Source organism: Oerskovia sp. Root22 (genome assembly GCF_001429135.1).
In the GTDB taxonomy this organism is placed as follows: domain Bacteria; phylum Actinomycetota; class Actinomycetes; order Actinomycetales; family Cellulomonadaceae; genus Oerskovia; species Oerskovia enterophila.
This window is the reverse complement of record NZ_LMIL01000010.1, coordinates 25,708-43,162: the sequence shown is the minus strand read 5'-3', so window position 1 is coordinate 43,162 and position 17,455 is coordinate 25,708. Positions and strand designations below refer to the sequence as shown.

The 17,455-nt window shown below is 70.8% G+C and carries 10 protein-coding genes and 2 pseudogenes; 8 read left to right on the top strand and 4 right to left on the bottom strand.

The genetic code is table 11. The features are described from left to right. Positions 1 to 25: 25 nt before the first annotated feature. Both ASE15_RS13980 and ASE15_RS21880 read right to left on the bottom strand, forming a co-directional pair. Positions 26 to 766: pseudogene (locus ASE15_RS13980) on the bottom strand (dihydrodipicolinate synthase family protein); the annotation flags it as partial. Between the two features lie 70 nt (positions 767 to 836). Next, positions 837 to 1,043, bottom strand: a pseudogene (locus tag ASE15_RS21880) (dihydrodipicolinate synthase family protein); the annotation flags it as partial. An 81-nt stretch (positions 1,044 to 1,124) separates the two neighbouring features. Between ASE15_RS21880 and ASE15_RS13975 the strand changes: the two are divergent. Beyond that, positions 1,125 to 2,234 (top strand): hypothetical protein, encoded by a 1,110-nt coding sequence (locus ASE15_RS13975; protein ID WP_056764191.1) that lies wholly within the window; start codon positions 1,125 to 1,127, stop codon positions 2,232 to 2,234. 138 nt (positions 2,235 to 2,372) lie between these two features. Here ASE15_RS13975 and ASE15_RS13970 read toward each other — a convergent pair whose 3' ends face one another. Together ASE15_RS13970 and ASE15_RS13965 are read right to left on the bottom strand one after the other, a co-directional pair. Further along, a complete protein-coding gene (locus tag ASE15_RS13970; protein WP_056646333.1) occupies positions 2,373 to 3,038 on the bottom strand; it encodes a ThuA domain-containing protein in 666 nt (221 codons plus the stop codon). Between the two features lie 17 nt (positions 3,039 to 3,055). Beyond that, positions 3,056 to 4,189, bottom strand: coding sequence for an ROK family protein (locus ASE15_RS13965; protein ID WP_056646836.1), 1,134 nt, complete (start codon positions 4,187 to 4,189; stop codon positions 3,056 to 3,058). Positions 4,190 to 4,606: 417 nt separating this feature from the next. Here ASE15_RS13965 and ASE15_RS13960 point away from each other — a divergent pair, with 417 nt between their 5' ends. The 7 genes from ASE15_RS13960 (at position 4,607) to ASE15_RS13930 (ending at position 17,405) form a co-directional block, all read left to right on the top strand. Then, entirely contained in the window at positions 4,607 to 6,133 is a 1,527-nt protein-coding gene (locus tag ASE15_RS13960) for a sugar ABC transporter ATP-binding protein (RefSeq protein ID WP_056763903.1), read from the top strand. Continuing rightward, the gene (locus tag ASE15_RS13955; protein WP_369800613.1) at positions 6,130 to 7,182 is read left to right on the top strand and encodes an ABC transporter permease; all 1,053 of its coding nucleotides are present in this window, start codon (positions 6,130 to 6,132) and stop codon (positions 7,180 to 7,182) included. Before ASE15_RS13960 ends, ASE15_RS13955 begins: the two co-directional genes overlap by 4 nt. A 124-nt stretch (positions 7,183 to 7,306) precedes the next feature. After that, on the top strand, positions 7,307 to 8,371 hold the full coding sequence (locus ASE15_RS13950) for a substrate-binding domain-containing protein (protein ID WP_056763900.1): 1,065 nt from the start codon (positions 7,307 to 7,309) through the stop codon (positions 8,369 to 8,371). Between the two features lie 88 nt (positions 8,372 to 8,459). Beyond that, positions 8,460 to 9,635, top strand: coding sequence for a Gfo/Idh/MocA family protein (locus tag ASE15_RS13945; RefSeq protein ID WP_056763898.1), 1,176 nt, complete (start codon positions 8,460 to 8,462; stop codon positions 9,633 to 9,635). A gap of 165 nt (positions 9,636 to 9,800) precedes the next feature. Next, positions 9,801 to 15,323, top strand: a complete 5,523-nt coding sequence (locus ASE15_RS13940; protein ID WP_235534429.1) for a ThuA domain-containing protein — start codon at positions 9,801 to 9,803, stop codon at positions 15,321 to 15,323. Between the two features lie 314 nt (positions 15,324 to 15,637). After that, a complete protein-coding gene (locus tag ASE15_RS13935; protein ID WP_056646345.1) occupies positions 15,638 to 16,285 on the top strand; it encodes a hypothetical protein in 648 nt (215 codons plus the stop codon). A gap of 115 nt (positions 16,286 to 16,400) precedes the next feature. Continuing rightward, entirely contained in the window at positions 16,401 to 17,405 is a 1,005-nt protein-coding gene (locus ASE15_RS13930; protein WP_056646348.1) for a sugar phosphate isomerase/epimerase, read from the top strand. The last annotated feature ends 50 nt before the right edge of the window (positions 17,406 to 17,455 follow it).

Below are 17,455 nucleotides of genomic sequence, written 5' to 3'. Positions count from 1 at the left end.
AGGCCTCTCCCTCGACGGGAGGCCTCTACCTCGTGGCGTCCGTGGCGCTCGGTCCGGAGGAAACCGGCCCCGTGGCCCCCGACCCCGCGGCCGGACGGCGCGACAGCGCGGTCCGCAGGCCCGCGGTCTGCTCGGGCGGAGTCGCCAGGAGCGGTCCGCGAGGAGGTCCGGTCGGCACGCCCAGCAGCTCGGCGAGCGCGTGGAGCCCCGCGACGGGGCGCAGCCGTCCGAGCTCGCGGGCCAGGGCGAGGAGCCACGAGCGCTCGGCGACCGCATCGAGGGGACGACCCTCGACGTGCGCCCGGCGCAGCCTGGCGTACTCGGCGGGCACGAGGGCCGCGACCCCGGTGTGCCAGGCATCGCTCGCAGGCAGGGTGGTGAAGGCCCCCTCGGTCATCGCGAGGTCCCCGCTCAGCCCGACCGCGAACGCCTCGTCGTCGACCGCGGCCCGGACCTCGTCCAGACGAGTGCTCACGCCCTCCCTCCCGGCCGGGTCCTTGAGTCCCCGGAGCCGGGCGTGGCGCGCCAGATGAGCCAGGACCTCGGGGGTCGCGTCGTACCCGCTCTGAGCAGGCCGGTTGTAGAAGCACACGGGCAGGTCCGTCTCGGCGGCCACGGCCTCGAACAGGGCCACGACCTCGTCGTCGACCAGCGGGACGTACGAGAAGGGCGTGAGCACGAGCCCGTCGGCGCCGCCCGCCTGCGCGGCGACGGCGTTCCGTACGGTCTCGGCGGCCGACGCGGCCGCGACCGCGACGTGCACCGGGACCCGGCTCCCCGAGCGGCCCGGCCCGGCTCCCCGAGCGGCCCGGCCCGGCGTCGCGCGCGGCCCGGACGGCCGTGCCCACGACCGCGGCGCGCTCCTCGGGGGAGAACGACGTGCCCGCGCCCGACGACGCGAGGACCGTGACGCCGTCGACCCCTGCGCGTACCGCGCCCGCCACGAGGCCCGCCAGCGCTCCCAGGTCCGGGGCGCCCGAGGCCTGGTCCAGGGGAGTGATCGGATAGGCGAGCAGCCCGCTGAAGGGCGACGGCACGGTCATCCGCGCGATGCTGCCACACGAGCGGGCCCGAGGGATGAACGTCCCGCCGTCCGATCGTTGCCCGCGCCTACGATGGCGACCATGACCCAGGACCTGATCCCTGACCTCGTCGCGCCCGCCGACACCTCGACGCTCGTGCGTGGCGCCCACCTCGTGGGCTCCGTGAACCTCCCCACCGCCGAGGACACGTTCCGCACCGTCGCCGCGCACGCGGGCACCCACCTCCGGCGGATCCCCGACGGCGAGGTCGGCGAGAGGTTCCACTGGATCCTGTTCCAGGGCGCGCGCTTCGAGGCCGTGCCCGGCCTGGCGCGCCTCCCGATCGACCCCGTGATCGTCGCCGGGTTCGACGTGCGCCCGCACGTGCTCGACGGCTCGGTCGCCCCGGGAGACCTGACGTTCGGCGAGCTGGGCTACGCGGCGGCCGCGACGTCCTCGTACGCGGACTTCGCGCGACTGCGCGACGAGGGCGTCATCCCGGCCGGGACCCGCTTCCAGGTCTGCCTGCCCACGCCGCTCGCCCCGGTCGTGGCGTTCGCCGTGCCCGACGCGCGTGCGGCCGTCCACACGGCCTACGAGGCGGCGATGCTGCGCGAGATCGAGGCGATCGTCGCGGCCGTCCCCGCCGAGGACCTGGCGATCCAGCTCGACCTCGCGAGCGAGTTCGCGCTCGTCGAGGGCGCTAACCTCGGGGCCGGACCCGCGCAGGCGTGGTTCGCGGTCGACTCCGACGAGGTGCTCGCCGGGTGCGTCGCGCGCGCGGCCCGAGTGGCCTCCGCGGTCCCGGCGGGCGTCGAGCTCGGGTTCCACCTCTGCTACGGCGACGTGGCCGAGAAGCACTTCGTCGAGCCCGCCGACGCGCGCCGGCTCGTCGAGGTCGCGAACGGGCTCGCCACGACCGTGACTCGCGAGATCGACTGGTTCCACCTGCCCGTGCCGATCGAGCGCGACGACGTCGAGTACGTCGCGCCGCTCGCCGACCTCGCGATCGACCCGGCGACCGAGCTCTACCTGGGTGTGGTCCACCACGAGGACGGCCAGGAGGGTGCGCTGCGCCGCCTCGCGGCCGCGGCGCAGGTCCTGGGCGAGCGCGAGATCGGCGTCGGGACCGAGTGCGGGTTCGGGCGCGGCCCGAGCGAGCGCACCGCGCCCCTGCTCGAGCTGCACGCCGCGGTCGCGCGCGCCTGGTAGGTCGCGACCGGTTCGGCCACGCGCCCGGGCGCACCCGCACGGCGAGGGTGCGCTCCGGCGTCGGGCAGGACGCACGAACGGTCGGCAGCCCGGAAGGGGTGCCGACCGTTCGCGTCGGTGCTCAGGAGAGGCGGTGCCTCACCGGCTGGCCCACAGCAGGCCGCGCTCGATCACGGTGCGCAGGTCCGGGCTCTCGAGGTCCGAGAGCTGGTGACCCGGAGCGCACACGAAGATCTTGCCCGCGCCCCACTGCCGGGTCCAGATCGACGGCGACACCACGGGCGAGCGCCACGGCGAGTCGGCCGTGGGCTGGATCGTGGTGGTCGCGAGGACCTCGTTGAGCGAGTCCGCGAGCACCCAGTACTGCTCGGAGTTCAGGTGGAACGGGCCGAGGCCGGCCACGAGCGGATGGTCCGCGTGCTCGGGCAGGACCTCCACGGTGTGCTCGACCAGGTCGCCGGGGTGGGCGGCGAACTGCCCACCGAGCATCTGGAGGTAGTCCGTGGCCATCCGGAACGAGTCGATGATCCCGCCGTGCCAGCCGGCGAGACCGGCGCCGTTGGTCACGGCCTCGCGCAGACCGCGCATCTCGTCGGGCAGGATCTCGCCCATGGTCCAGGACTGGACGATCAGGTCGACGCCCGCCATGTACTCGGCGTCGGCATAGACCTCGAGCGAGGACTCGACGTCGACGTCGAAGCCCGACTCCTCGAGGAAGGGGAGGAAGAGGTCGGTGCTCTCCTCGGGGGAGTGGCCTGGCCATCCTCCCCGGACGATCAGGGCCCGACGGTCCGGCACGCTCATGAGTCCTCCGTTGGCGCTCACGCGATCAGGGCATCGATCGCTGCGGGAGACAGTACGTGATCGATCGCCATGGCGCTTGCACCGAGCACGCCCGCCTGCCCGCGCGCCTGCGACGTGACGATGCGCAGGTGCTGCGTGGCGAGGGGGAGCGAGCGCTGGTAGACGATCTCGCGGATGCCCGCGATCAGGTGCTCCCCGGCCTCCGCGATGATGCCGCCGACCACGATCATGGAGGGGTTGAGCAGGCTCACGCACGCTGCCAGGACGGCCCCGATGTCGCGACCGGCCTGACGGACGGCGTGGCTCGCCATGAGGTCGCCGCCGCGCACGAGCGTGACGACGTCGCCGCTGTTGAGGGCTTCGAGGCCCTCCTTCTTGAGCGCGCCGGCGATGGCCTGGCCGCTCGCGACGGCCTCGAGGCAGCCGATGTTGCCGCACCGGCAGGGCGTGTCGGTCGCGTTGGGGACGGCGATGTGGCCGATGTCGCCCGCGGCCCCCTGGGCGCCGCGGCGGAGCTCGCCGTCCGAGATGACGCCCGCGCCGATGCCCGTGGCGACCTTGACGAAGAGCATGTCGCTGACCGTGGGCCAGGCCGTGCGGTGCTCGCCGAGCGCCATGATGTTGACGTCGTTGTCCACGAGGACCGAGGCGTCGAAGGTCTTGCCCAGGATCGCGGGGACGTCGACGTCGTCCCACGCGGGCATGATGGGCGGGTTGATGGGCCGGCCGGTCGAGTGCTCGACCGGTCCGGGCAGACCGACGCCGACGCTCACGAGGTCCTTGAGGTCGCGTCCTGCCGCGGCGATGAGCTTCTCACCCGTCTCCGCGACCCAGGCGAGGACCGTCTCCGGTCCCTCGGAGATCGACAGGGGTGCGTCGATCTCGGCGAGGACGTTCGAGGCGAGGTCCGTGACCGCGAGGCGCGCGTGCGTCGCGCCGAGGTCCACCGCGAGGACGATCCGTGCACCGGGGCTGAAGGCGAAGGTCACCGGGGGGCGCCCACCGGTCGAGCTCGCCTCGCCCGCGGGCGCGATGAGCCCCGAGGCCATCAGCAGGTCGATGCGGGCGGCGATCGTGGACCGCGCCTGCCCGGTGATCGCTGCGAGGTCAGCCCGTGTCCGGGGTTGGCCGTCGCGGAGCAGCTGGAACATGTCCCCGGCGCCTGTGGGGCGTGGGGCGAACTTCAGCAGTTCCTCGGTGGGCACGATGTATCACGGAGCCTCTCGTTACTACGCAGTGGTGGCGCTCTCTAGCGTACTGCGATCTTCGGCTTTTGCTTGACGATCGACAGAAGCCGACCTAGCGTGTGGTTTGCCGCGGCAGCGACGCCGCGGCGGACGGAGTCTCGCACCTCCCCCTGTCAGTAGCGTGAGAACCCCGACATTCTGCCCTTGTTGCCTCTCCTGATCGACTCGTCCCGGCCTGCTCGCGCGGCCGGACGTGAGTCAGAGTCTCGGCCGGCGCGCCGCACCCTCGCGCCCACTTTTGCTGGTCACGGGTCGGTAACGAAGCAAAAGATCGAGACCTTCTGATTGACGCTCGTCAAAAGGTCGGCTAGTTTCTCTCACATGGTCAACGCAGACCCTCAGCCCACCAGGCCGCTCCTGCAGATGCGGAGCATCGTCAAGCAGTTTCCCGGCGCCCGAGCACTCGACGGCGTCGATCTCGACATCCTCCCCGGAGAGGTGCACTGCCTCCTCGGGCAGAACGGTGCCGGCAAGTCGACCCTCATCAAGGTGCTCGCCGGTGCACACCAGCCCAACGAGGGGCAGATCCTCATCGACGGGGAGCCCGTCACCATCCCTCACCCCGTCGCCGCGCTCAAGCTCGGCGTCGCCACCATGTACCAGGAGCTCGACGTCGTCGACGGTCTGACCGTCGCCGAGAACATCTACCTGGGGCACGAGCTGTCGACCGTCGGCTTCTCCAACCGGCGCCTCGTCGCCAAGAACACCCGCGCGCTCATGAAGCGGCTCGGGCACCCCGAGATCTCGCCCCACCGTGAGGTGGGGGAGCTGTCCGCCGCGGGCAAGCAGATCGTGTCCATGGCCCGTGCCCTCTCGCACGACGCGCGGGTCATCGTCATGGACGAGCCCTCCGCGGTGCTCGACAGCGAAGAGGTCGAGAACCTCTTCCGCGTGGTCCAGGAGCTCACGTCGAGCGGCGTCGCGATCGTCTACATCTCGCACCGGCTCGAGGAGATCCGGCAGATCGGCGACCGGATCACCGTCCTCAAGGACGGGCGCACGGTCGCTCAGAACCTCCAGGTCGCGCAGACGCCCACCGCCGAGCTCATCAAGCTCATGACGGGCCGCGCGGTCGACAACGTCTTCCCGGCCCGCGAGCCGGTCGCCGAGGAGGCCGAGGTGCTGCTCGCAGTCGAGTCGCTCGGCCTCAAGGGCGAGTTCTCGGACGTTTCCTTCGAGGTGCGTGCGGGCGAGGTCGTCGGCTTCGCCGGTCTCGTCGGCTCGGGCCGCTCCGAGATCCTCGAGACCGTCTACGGCGCGCGCCGCCCGACCGAGGGGACCGTCACGGTCGGGGGCGCGAAGCTCCGGGCCGGATCGGTCGCCGCGGCGGTCGACGCAGGCATCGGCCTGTGCCCCGAGGAGCGCAAGAGCCAGGGGCTCCTCCTCGACGAGCCCGTGTACCGCAACATCACGCTCTCGACGTTCGGGCGCTTCGCCAAGAGCGGGTTCCTCGACGAGCAGGCCGAGAAGTCGGCCGCGCAGGAGCAGGCGGTCTCGCTCGACCTGCGGCCCGCCGGGGTCGAGCGGCACGCGCGGACGCTGTCCGGCGGGAACCAGCAGAAGGCGCTCCTGGCGCGCTGGCTCGTCCGCGGCTGCCGCGTCCTGCTGCTCGACGAGCCCACCCGTGGCGTCGACGTCGGGGCGCGCGCCGAGATCTACAACCTCATCCGCGACCTCGCGGCCTCGGGGGCTGCGGTCCTCGTGGTCTCGAGCGAGATCGACGAGGTGCTCGGTCTGTCAGACCGCGTCCTCGTGATCTCGGAGGGCCGCGTCGTCCACCAGGGACCAGCAGATTCGATCGACGAGCACGGTGTGCTCGACCTCGTCATGGAAGGAAGTGCCGCGTGAGCGAGCAGGAGGTGTCCACCGCAACTGTCGTGGACGGGTCGGCGCACGCCGGGAGCTCCGGTTCGTCCGGTCCCGCGTCGGCGCGCCGGAATTTGTTCAATGGATCGATGGGTCGGAACATCGGCCTGGTCCTCGCCCTCGTGGCGCTCTGCATCGTCGGCTACGTCACGGCCGGAGAGCGGTTCGCGAGCATCGACAACGTCCTGACGATCCTCCGCATGGCCGCTGTGATCGGCGTCCTGAGCATCGGCATGACCTTCGTCATCACGGCAGGGGGCATCGACCTCTCGGTCGGCTCCGTCATGGGCCTGTCGACTGTCTGGGCCAGCACGCTCGCGACCCAGACCATGGCCGCTGACACCCACTGGATCGTCATGGTCGGCACGGCCCTCGCGGTCGGTACGGTCTGCGGTCTCGTCAACGGCGTCCTCATCGCCTACGGCAAGGTCGTCGCGTTCATGGCGACCCTCGCCATGATGGTCGGCGCCCGAGGGCTCGCCGAGATGATCTCCAACCGGCAGACCCAGATCGTCACGGTCAAGCCCTTCCTCACCTTCTTCCGCGCCGACTTCATCGGGATCCCGGTCCTCGTGTGGATGTTCGTCGTGGTCGCGGTCGCGGGGTGGATCCTCCTCAACCGCACGACGTTCGGCCGACGCACCATCGCGGTCGGCGGCAACCCCGAGGCCGCCCGCCTCGCGGGCATCAAGGTCAAGCGCCACCTCATGTACCTCTACTGCCTCGTGGGCTTCACGGCCGGCATCGCCGCGGTCATGATGCTCGGCCGCACCACAGCCGGGTCCTCGACGAACGGCCTGTTCTACGAGCTCGACGTCATCGCGGCCGTCGTCGTCGGCGGGACGCTCCTCGTGGGCGGCCGCGGGACGATCGTCGGCACGGTGTTCGGCGTCCTGATCTTCATGACGCTGACCAACATCTTCACGCTCAACAACATGTCGACCTCGGCGCAGAACGTGGCGAAGGGCGTGATCATCGTGGTCGCCGTGCTCCTCCAGCAGCGCTTCGCCTCGCGCACCAGATCCGACTAGCCCCGCCGTCGGGACTTCTCGCACCGCACCACCGCACGACGACCCCGCCCCGCGGGGCCGGACCCCCAGCACGTCCAGCACGTCCCAACCAGCACCAGCAGGACCAGAATCAAGGGAGATCCTCATGTCCGCTCGTACCCGTACCCCGATGCCACGCCGCCTGGCCCTCGCGACCGTCGCGCTCACCTCGGTCGCGCTGTTCGCCTCGGCCTGCACCTCGAACACGCCGGCCCCCGCGGAGACCAGCGCCGCTGCCGCAGCCCCGGGCGCGTCGTCGGACAACGACGCCTCGGGCGAGAAGGTCGTCATCGGCTTCTCGGCCCCCGCCGCCGACCACGGCTGGATGGGTGCCATCACCAAGGCCGCCCAGGCAGAGGCCGCCAAGTACGACGACGTCGACCTCAAGGTCGCCGAGGGCACCAACGACGTCAACCTCCAGATCAGCCAGATCGAGACGTTCATCAACGACGGCGTCGACGCGATCGTCATCCTCCCGTTCGACGGCGCGGCCCTCACCGAGGTCGCGACCCAGGCCATGGAGGCCGGCATCACGGTCATCAACGTCGACCGCGAGTTCTCGAGCCCGTTCGCGGCCCGCTCGACGGTCCTCGGCGACAACTACGGCATGGGCGTGAGCGCCGGCACCTACATCTGCGAGCAGCTGGGCGACAACAAGGACGCGGTCGTCGCGGAGATCGCCGGGATCGACTCGCTGCCCCTGACCCAGGACCGCAGCAAGGGCTTCGCCGACGCGCTCGAGGGCTGCGGGCTCGAGGTCAACAACCGCGTCGCGGCAGACTTCACGGTCCAGGGCGGCGAGCAGGCCGCTGCCAACCTGCTCCAGGCCGCACCCAAGATCGACGCGATCTGGAACCACGACGACGACCAGGGCGTCGGCGTCCTCGCGGCGATCGACAACGCGGGCCGTGACGAGTTCTTCATGGTCGGCGGTGCCGGCTCGGCGAACGTCATGCGCTCGATCGAGGCCGACGACACCGTCCTCCAGGCGACGGTCATCTACCCCTCGACCCAGGCGGCCGACGGCATCAAGCTGGCCCGTCTGATCGAGCACGGCAAGTCGATGAGCGACCTCGCCTCGATCGGCGTGCCGCGTCAGATCCAGCTCTTCGCGCCGGTCGTGACCAAGGACAACGTCGACGAGTACCTGCCGTCGGCCTTCGAGTCCTGAGCACGACCCACCCCTGACGTCGCCGGCGGGGCGCAGCGCCCCGGCGGGCGCCCCGCCGCGACGTCCACCACGAAAGGAAGTGCCTGAGATGGCAGAAAACGGTCACCCGACCCTCGGGATCGGCATGGTCGGGTACTCGTTCATGGGGGCTGCCCACTCGCAGGGATGGCGCACCGCACCGCGGTTCTTCGACCTGCCGCTCGCGCCCGAGATGCGCGTGCTGGCCGGCCGCAACACCGCAGCCGTCACGGCGGCTGCGCACAAGCTCGGCTGGGACGACGTCGAGACGGACTGGCGCAAGCTCGTGGCGCGCGACGACGTCGACCTGGTCGACATCTGCACACCGGGCGACACGCACGCCGAGATCGCGATCGCGGCGCTCGAGGCGGGCAAGCACGTCCTGTGCGAGAAGCCGCTGGCCAACACGGTCGCCGAGGCCGAGCTCATGGTCGCGGCCGCCGAGGCCGCCGCCGCGCGTGGCGTGCTCTCCACGGTGGGCTTCACCTACCGTCGGGTCCCCGCGGTCCAGCTCGCCCGCCAGCTCGTGGCGGACGGCAGGATCGGCACGATCCGCCACGTACGTGCCCAGTACCTCCAGGACTGGATCGCCGACGAGAACGTGCCGCTCTCGTGGCGCCTCGACAAGACGAAGGCCGGCTCGGGTGCCCTGGGCGACATCGGCGCACACATCATCGACCTCGCGCAGTTCATCACGGGCGAGTCGATCACGGGGGTCTCGGGCATCCTCGAGACGTTCGTCGACGAGCGGCCGATCGCCACGGACTTCTCGGGCCTGTCCGGCACGGGGGGCACCGAGAAGGGCCCCGTCACGGTCGACGACGCCGCGGTCTTCCTCGCGCGGCTGACGGGCGGCGGGCTCGGGGTCTTCGAGGCCACCCGTTTCGCCTACGGCCGCAAGAACGCGATCCGCCTCGAGATCAACGGGTCGCGCGGGTCGGTCGCGTTCGACTTCGAGGACATGAACGTCCTCCACTTCTTCGACGCCTCGGACGACGCGCAGGTCGCGGGCTTCCGGCGCATCGTCGTGACCGAGCCGCAGCACGCGTACATCGCGAGCTGGTGGCCCGCCGGTCACGGGCTCGGGTACGAGCACGCGTTCACGCACCAGGCCGTCGACCTCGTGCGCGACGTCGCGGCCGGCACCCAGCCCACCCCGTCCTTCGCCGACGGCCTGGCCGTCCAGCGAATCCTCGAAGCCGTCGAGCGCAGCGCTGCGTCCGACAGCGACTGGCAGCAGATCTGAGAGGAGGTCCCTCGACCCGCCACGAGCGGGGGCCACGCGCCGACGCGCGACGTGGTGCACGGTGCCCGGCGGAGCAGGTCCGCCACCGGTGACGACGGGTCACGGCCGAAGCCGTCGACACCCCGGAGCGCAGCACCCTTGTCCCATCATCACAAGGAGTCCTAGGTGAGAAACGTGCTCTGGAGAGCCCCGCGCGCAACGATGCGCACGGTCGCGGCCGTCGCCGCTACCGCGGTGGCGCTCCCACTGTCCATGGCGACCGGGGCGGCGGCGTTCGCCGCCACCCCCGGTGCCGCCCAGTCCGCCACCACGTCCGTCGTGGTGCCCCAGGAGGCCGCCGCGGCCCCCTTCGACGCGCTGATCTTCTCCAAGACCGCCGGGTTCCGGCACGACGCGATCCCGGCGGGCATCGCCGCGATCGAGAAGCTCGGGACCGAGAACGGCTTCACGGTCGACGTCACCGAGGACGCGGCCGCCTTCAACGACGAGAACCTCGCGCAGTACGAGGTCGTGATCTGGCTCTCGACGACCGGGGACGTGCTCAACACCGAGCAGCAGGCCTCGTTCGAGCGGTACATCGCGAACGGCGGCGGCTACGCCGGCGTGCACGCGGCGTCCGACACCGAGTACGACTGGTCCTGGTACGGCGGCCTCGTGGGCGCCTACTTCTCGGGGCACCCGCAGAACCAGGACGCCACGATCAAGGTCGAGGACGGCGTCCACCCCTCGACCGCTCACCTGCCCTCACGCTGGGACCGCCACGACGAGTGGTACAACTTCCGCACGAGCCCGCGCGACACGGTCCACGTGCTCGCGAGCCTCGACGAGACCTCCTACGACGCGGGCAGCGCGAAGATGGGTTCGGACCACCCGATCGCGTGGTGCCAGACCTACGAGGGCGGCCGTTCCTGGTACACCGGTGGCGGGCACACCCAGGCCAGCTACACCGAGCCGGGATTCGTCGAGCACCTGCTGGGCGGCATCCAGACCGCCGCGGGCGTCGTCGACTCGGACTGCAACGCGACGCAGAGCGCGAGCTTCGAGCGCGTCGCGCTCGACGAGGACACGAGCAACCCCATGATGCTCGACGTCGCGCCCGACGGCACGGTGTTCTACGCCGAGCGTGACGGTCGCGTCCGCCGCATCGACCACGACGCCAACGTCACGACGACGGCGCTCAGCCTCAACGTGACGCAGGCCAACGAGGACGGGCTGCTGGGCCTGGTGCTCGACCCGGACTTCGCGACGAACGGCTGGCTCTACGCCTACTGGTCGCCCGCGAACGTAGGGTCGGACGGCCCGCACAACCGGATCTCGCGCTACACCTACGACACCGCGTCGAGGACGTTCGACCCCACGAGCGAGAAGAAGCTCCTGACCGTGACCACGCAGCGCGACACGTGCTGCCACGCGGGCGGAGACATGATCTTCGACGAGGACGGCAACCTGATCCTCGCGACGGGCGACAACACCAACCCGTTCGAGTCCGGCGGCTTCACGCCGACCGACGAGCGTCCCGGCCGCAAGAACTACGATGCCCAGGGCTCCTCGGCGAACTCGAACGACCTGCGCGGCAAGGTTCTGCGCATCACGCCCGAGGACGACGGCACGTACTCGATCCCCGAGGGCAACATGTTCGCCCCGGGCACGGACAAGACACGGCCCGAGATCTACGCCATGGGCTTCCGCAACCCGTTCCGCATCGGTATCGACAACGCGTCCGGGAACGTCCTGGTCGGCGACTACGGTCCTGACTCGGGTGCGGCCGACCCCGCTCGCGGTCCTCGCGGCGCGGTCGAGTGGAACGTCGTGAGCGAGCCGGGCTTCTACGGCTGGCCGTACTGCACGGGCGCCAACACGTCGTACGTCGACTACAACTTCGCGACCGGCCAGTCCGGTGCGTCGTTCGACTGCGCGGCAGGCACGACCAACGACTCGCCCAACAACACGGGCATCCAGAAGCTCCCGGCCGCCATCGCCGCCGAGATCTGGTACACCGGCGCGGCCAACCCGCAGTTCCCCGAGATCGGGGGCGGCGGTGCGCCCATGGGCGGCCCCGTCTACGAGTTCGACCCCGAGCTCGACTCCGACGTGAAGTGGCCCGCGTACTGGGACGGCAAGGCGCTGTTCGGCGAGTGGAACCACGGCACGATGTTCTCGATCCAGCTCGACGGCGAGAAGCGTGACCAGATCGTCGACATCAACCGGATCATGCCGGGCGTGCTCGACCCGTCCAACGGGTTCGACCGCCCCATGGACTTCGACTTCGGGCCCGACGGCGCGCTGTACGTGATCGACTGGGGCTCCGGCTTCGGCGGCAACAACGACTCGAGCGCGGTCTACAAGGTCAACTACGTCCAGGGCGACCCCTCGCCGATCGCTCACGCCCGTGCGGACGTGACGAGCGGTGCGGCTCCCCTGACGGTCCAGTTCTCCTCCGAGGGGACGCGTCACCCGGCGGGCGAACCGATCGCCCTCCAGTGGACGTTCGGCGACGGCTCCGCGCCCTCGACCGAGGCGAACCCGACCCACACCTACACCGAGAACGGCTCCTACACCGCCCAGCTCACCGCGACCGACAGCAAGGGCAAGTTCGCCGTCGCCAACGTCACGGTGGTCGTCGGCAACCAGGCGCCCACGGTGAAGATCGAGTTCCCGGACAACGGCGGGTTCTTCGAGTGGGGCGACCAGGTCCGCTACCGGATCACGGTCGAGGACCCCGACGGCGACGTCGACTGCTCGTCGGTCGCGCTGCGCACCTCGCTCGGACACGACTCGCACGCTCACCCCATGGAGGAGCTGTACGGCTGCGAGGGGGTCCTCCAGACCGCCCGCGACGAGGGTCACGGCATCGAGTCGAACATCTTCTGGGTCATCGAGGGCTCCTACACCGACGACGGCGGCGAGGCCGGCGTGCCCCTCACGGGCAACGCGCTCCAGGTGCTCCAGCCCAAGCGCGTCCAGTCGGAGTTCTACACCTCGACGGGTCGCGAGACCTCGATCGGGACCAGCGGCACCCCCGGCGTCCAGAAGGAGACCACCGCGGACTCCGCGGGCGGCGGTCAGAACCTGGGCTACATCGAGCCCGGTGACTGGTGGGCGCACGAGCCCGTGAGCCTGACGAACGTCGAGGCCATCAGCCTGCGCGTCGCCTCGCCCAACGCGAACGGCGTGGTCTCGCTGCGTTGGGACGCACCGGACGGCCCCGAGGTCGGCCGGATCACCGTGCCGAACACGGGGGACTGGCAGGTCTACCGCGACGTCTCGACGCCGCTCACGAACGTGCCGGAAGGCAGCGGGACGCTCTACTTCGTCCTGCTCTCGGGCGGCATCAACGTCAACTGGATGGACATCGACGGCCGCGGCGTCACGGACAACATCCGTCCCGACGTCGAGCTCGACGTGCCCACCCTGGTCGGCTCGGCCCCGCTGACGGTCACCGCGACCGCGACGGGCTCCGACCCCGACGGCGAGGCCTCCGACCTGGTCTACGCGTGGGACGACGGGCTGGGCGGCGGGTTCGTCGACGGCGGCCCCGAGTTCTCGCACACGTACACCGCGGCGGGCACCTACCGTCTGCAGGTCCGCGTGACCGACGCGGGCGGCGCCTACACGGTCAAGTACGTGAACATCAAGGTCAACGAGTCCGGTCCGGTCATGTGCTTCTCGGGCCGCTCGGACGACTTCACGGGCACCGCGGTGGACGAGGACCGCTGGTCCACGATCATCCGTCGGGACCAGAAGCTCGCGGTCGCGGACGGTCACCTGGTGATCCCCGCGAGCAAGGCGGACTTCTACGGCCAGGGCGAGGGACCGGTGTCCAACATCGTCCTGCAGGACCTGCCCTCGGGTCCGTGGACGGCGACCACCAAGGTCACCTTCCCGGCACGCGCGCAGTACCAGCAGGCCGGTCTGCTCCTGTGGGGCGACGGGGACAACTACGCCAAGATGGTCATCCAGGGCCGCGGGACCGGGGCCAACCCGAACTCGCGCGTCTTCCAGTTCATCCGCGAGGAGAACGGCGCGCCGAACGAGGTCGCGGCATCCAACGTGAACATCACGACGGACTTCCCGGACACGTTCTACGTGCGCTACACGAGCGACGGGTCGAACCTGCGGGCGTACTACTCGGCCGACGGCCTGGACTTCACGGCCATGTCGGAGACCAAGTCGCTGCACGGGCTCGTGAACCCGAAGATCGGGCTCGTCGCGTTCGCGAACGACGGTTCCGTCCCGGACGTGGTCGACGCGAAGTTCGACTGGTTCCACATCACGCCGGACGACACGGCCACCGCGGCCGGGCCGGACGACGAGTTCGAGGGCACGTCGCTCGACGGCTGCCGCTGGAGCTCCGTGGTCCGTCCTGACGCGTCGGGCCTCCGGGTGGCCGGTGGCAAGCTCGAGATCGACACGACCCCGACGGACATCTTCGGTACGGGCAACACCGACGTGCCGAACATCGTCCTGCAGGACCAGCCGGCAGGTGACTGGACAGTCGAGACCAAGGTCGACGGCTCGACGTTCGACCAGCAGTACCAGCAGGGTGGTCTGATCCTCTACGGCGACGACGACAACTACGTCAAGCTGGACTTCATCACGAAGAACCAGCCCGGCGCGGCGATCGACCGCGGGATCGAGATGCGCAGCGAGGCCGGCTCGACCGTCCTCAACCCGCAGCCCAACGTCAACAGCCTGACGCAGGGTGTCTGGTGGCTGCGCATGGCCAAGGTGGGCACGACGTTCACGGGGTCCTACAGCGCCGACGGCGTGACCTGGACCGAGATCACCCAGAAGGTGACCAACCCCGGTCTGGCGGACGCGAAGATCGGTCTCTACGCCCTCGGGGCGGGCCAGAAGGCCTCCGCGACCGCGACGTTCGAGTACTTCCGCGTCGTGGGACCCCAGGCCGAGCCGCTCACGGTGAGCGGGTCGCTCGACCCGGCCTCGCCGTCGGGCGCGAACGGCTGGTGGACCGGTCCGGTGACCGTCACGGTCGCCACCACGGGCGGTGCGGCGGGCCAGCAGGTCTACCGCGAGTACCAGCTCGACGGCGGAGCGTGGGCCGAGTACACGGCCCCCGTGGTCGTGGACGCACCGGGTGAGCACACGATCAAGGTGCGGGCCTCGGCCGGCACCGAGAACGTGACGGGCGCCGACGTGGCGGTCAAGATCGACGGCGACGGACCGACCGCGGCGGCGACGCTGCGCGAGGACCGCACGGTGGAGATCACGGCCACGGACGACGTCTCGGGGATCGCGTCGGTCGAGTACTCGCTCGACGGCACGACCTGGGTCGCGTACGAGGCACCGGTCGCCGTCGGCGACGCCGCGGCGACCCTCGCCTACCGGGCCACGGACGCGGCCGGGAACGTCACGGCCTCCTCGCTCGAGGTGCCGGCAGGTGAGCTGGTCCCCGCGACCGTCACGGCCGCACCGAAGTGCGTGGCGAACCGGGTGACGCTCGGCGTCACCGCGGTCAACACGGGCGACGCCCCGGTCACGATCGTGGTGCGCTCGGCCTACGGCACCAAGACCTTCACGGGCGTGGCGGCGGGCAAGTCCGCCCACCAGTCGTTCGCGACCCGTGCAGCGTCGATCGAGGCCGGTCAGGTCACCGTCACGGTGACCGACGCCGAGGGGAGGACCAGCACGTACACGATCGACCACGCCGCGGCGAGCTGCGGCTGACCGATCACCGGTGGGGCCGCGGTGAACCGCGGCCCCACCGCCCCTGACGGGCGGGCTGAGGAGCCTCGACCGACGTGTGGCGTCGACGACCCTTCGGCCGGGACGTCGGCACCATGGCCGAGGCTCGTCAGCACGTCTGGCACTTCCGCGTCGACGACGAGGAGGTGCCGGCTCCCGGCACCGGAACCCGGTGCTCCGGCTGGTGCCGGGAGCCACCTACCGTACGACCAGCACCACCCGCAGGACCAGCACCACCGCGCGGCCCGCCGGGCCGCGCAGCCCGACGCACGACCCCTTTCTTTCACGACGAGGTGATGAGCGACATGACTCAGCAGGCGAACCGGAGCTCCGGTCCCGACCGGACGCGTACCCCACGCCCCCGCCCCTTCTCGCACGCGCTGCGTGCGGTCCTGGCAGGGGCCGTCCTGCTGCTCGCCTCGGTGCTCGGCGCAGCCCCCGCGAGCGCCCACGGCGGGGAGATCATCCTGTCGATCGGCGGCGACGGTGCCGGCGGGGTGTCGGTCAACGTGACGTACAAGACCGACGGGCACCCCGTCGAGGAGATCGTCGACGTCATGGTCACCGCGGTCTCCGCGGAGGGCACCGAGGTCGGCCCGATCCAGCTCTCCTCGGCCTCCGAGGGCGTCGGCTGGTACACGTCCGCCCCGGACGTCCTGGGCGAGGGCAACTGGACCGTGACCGCGACGACCACGACGCCCGTCGCGACGACCGCGACGACGCAGATCGACGTGGTCCCCCCGGCGGCCCCGCCCGCTCCCGCGGAGGACGCCGGTACGGAGGCGGACGCCGCCGGCCAGGGCGACGAGGCCTCGGCGACGAGCGAGGACGACGGGACCGGTGTCCCGACGACCGCGATCGTCGTCGGTGCGGTCGTGCTGCTCGCTGCCGCCGGAGCCGTGCTGGTGCTCCGCCGTCGGGCCACGGCGGCCAAGCGCCCCTGAACCCAGGCGCGGCGGTGACCACCGAGCACGCCGCACCACAGCCCACCACAGCGCACCCGGGTGCACGCCGCACCAGGGCGCACCCGCAGCACGACGGAACGAAGGAGACACCGACATGGCACGACCGATCACCCTCTTCACCGGCCAGTGGGCCGACCTGCCCTTCGAGGAGGTCGTACGCCTCGCGTCCGGCTGGGGCTACGACGGTCTGGAGATCGCCTGCTGGGGCGACCACCTGGACCCCTGGCGCTGGGACGACGACGAGTACGTCGCGGGCAAGCTCGCGCTGCTCGAGGCGCACGGGCTCAAGGTCTACGCCATCTCGAACCACCTCAAGGGACAGGCGGTGTGCGACGACCCGATCGACCAGCGTCACCGCGACATCCTCTCGGACCGGGTGTGGGGCGACGGTGACCCCGAGGGCGTGCGTCAGCGCGCGGCCGAGGAGATGAAGAACACGGCGCGTCTCGCGGCGAAGCTGGGCGTCAAGACGGTCGTCGGCTTCACGGGGTCCTCGATCTGGAAGTACGTGGCGATGTTCCCGCCGGCGTCGCAGGCCATGATCGACGCGGGCTACCAGGACTTCGCGGACCGCTGGAACCCGATCCTCGACGTGTTCGACGAGGTCGGGGTCCGCTTCGCGCACGAGGTCCACCCGAGCGAGATCGCGTACGACTACTGGACGACGGTCCGCACGCTCGAGGCGATCGGCCACCGCGAGGCCTTCGGCCTGAACTGGGACCCGAGCCACATGGTCTGGCAGGACCTGGACCCGGTGGGGTTCCTCTGGGACTTCCAGGACCGGATCTACCACGTGGACTGCAAGGACACCAAAAAGCGCATGCACAACGGCCGCAACGGCCGTCTCGGCTCGCACCTGGCCTGGGCCGACCCGCGTCGTGGGTGGGACTTCATCTCGACGGGCCACGGGGACGTCCCGTGGGAGGACAGCTTCCGGATGCTCAACAGCATCGGGTACGACGGCCCGATCTCGGTCGAGTGGGAGGACGCGGGCATGGACCGCCTCGTGGGCGCGCCCGAGGCCCTGGCGTTCGTCAAGCAGTACGCGTTCGAGGCTCCCGACGCGGCGTTCGACGCGGCGTTCTCGACCAAGGAGTAGGCCGGAGCACGCAGGAGCAGGCAGCACACGAGCACCAGAAGGGCGTCCTC

What these genes read in the sequence shown, in the direction of transcription:
- ASE15_RS13950 (WP_056763900.1), top strand. Translation starts at nt 7,307, where the DNA reads ATGTCCGCTCGTACCCGTACCCCGATGCCACGCCGCCTGGCCCTCGCG.
- ASE15_RS13970 (WP_056646333.1), bottom strand. Translation starts at nt 3,038, where the DNA reads ATGAGCGTGCCGGACCGTCGGGCCCTGATCGTCCGGGGAGGATGGCCA.
- ASE15_RS13930 (WP_056646348.1), top strand. Translation starts at nt 16,401, where the DNA reads ATGGCACGACCGATCACCCTCTTCACCGGCCAGTGGGCCGACCTGCCC.
- ASE15_RS13965 (WP_056646836.1), bottom strand. Translation starts at nt 4,189, where the DNA reads ATGTTCCAGCTGCTCCGCGACGGCCAACCCCGGACACGGGCTGACCTC.
- ASE15_RS13945 (WP_056763898.1), top strand. Translation starts at nt 8,460, where the DNA reads ATGGCAGAAAACGGTCACCCGACCCTCGGGATCGGCATGGTCGGGTAC.
- ASE15_RS13935 (WP_056646345.1), top strand. Translation starts at nt 15,638, where the DNA reads ATGAGCGACATGACTCAGCAGGCGAACCGGAGCTCCGGTCCCGACCGG.
- ASE15_RS13960 (WP_056763903.1), top strand. Translation starts at nt 4,607, where the DNA reads ATGGTCAACGCAGACCCTCAGCCCACCAGGCCGCTCCTGCAGATGCGG.
- ASE15_RS13975 (WP_056764191.1), top strand. Translation starts at nt 1,125, where the DNA reads ATGACCCAGGACCTGATCCCTGACCTCGTCGCGCCCGCCGACACCTCG.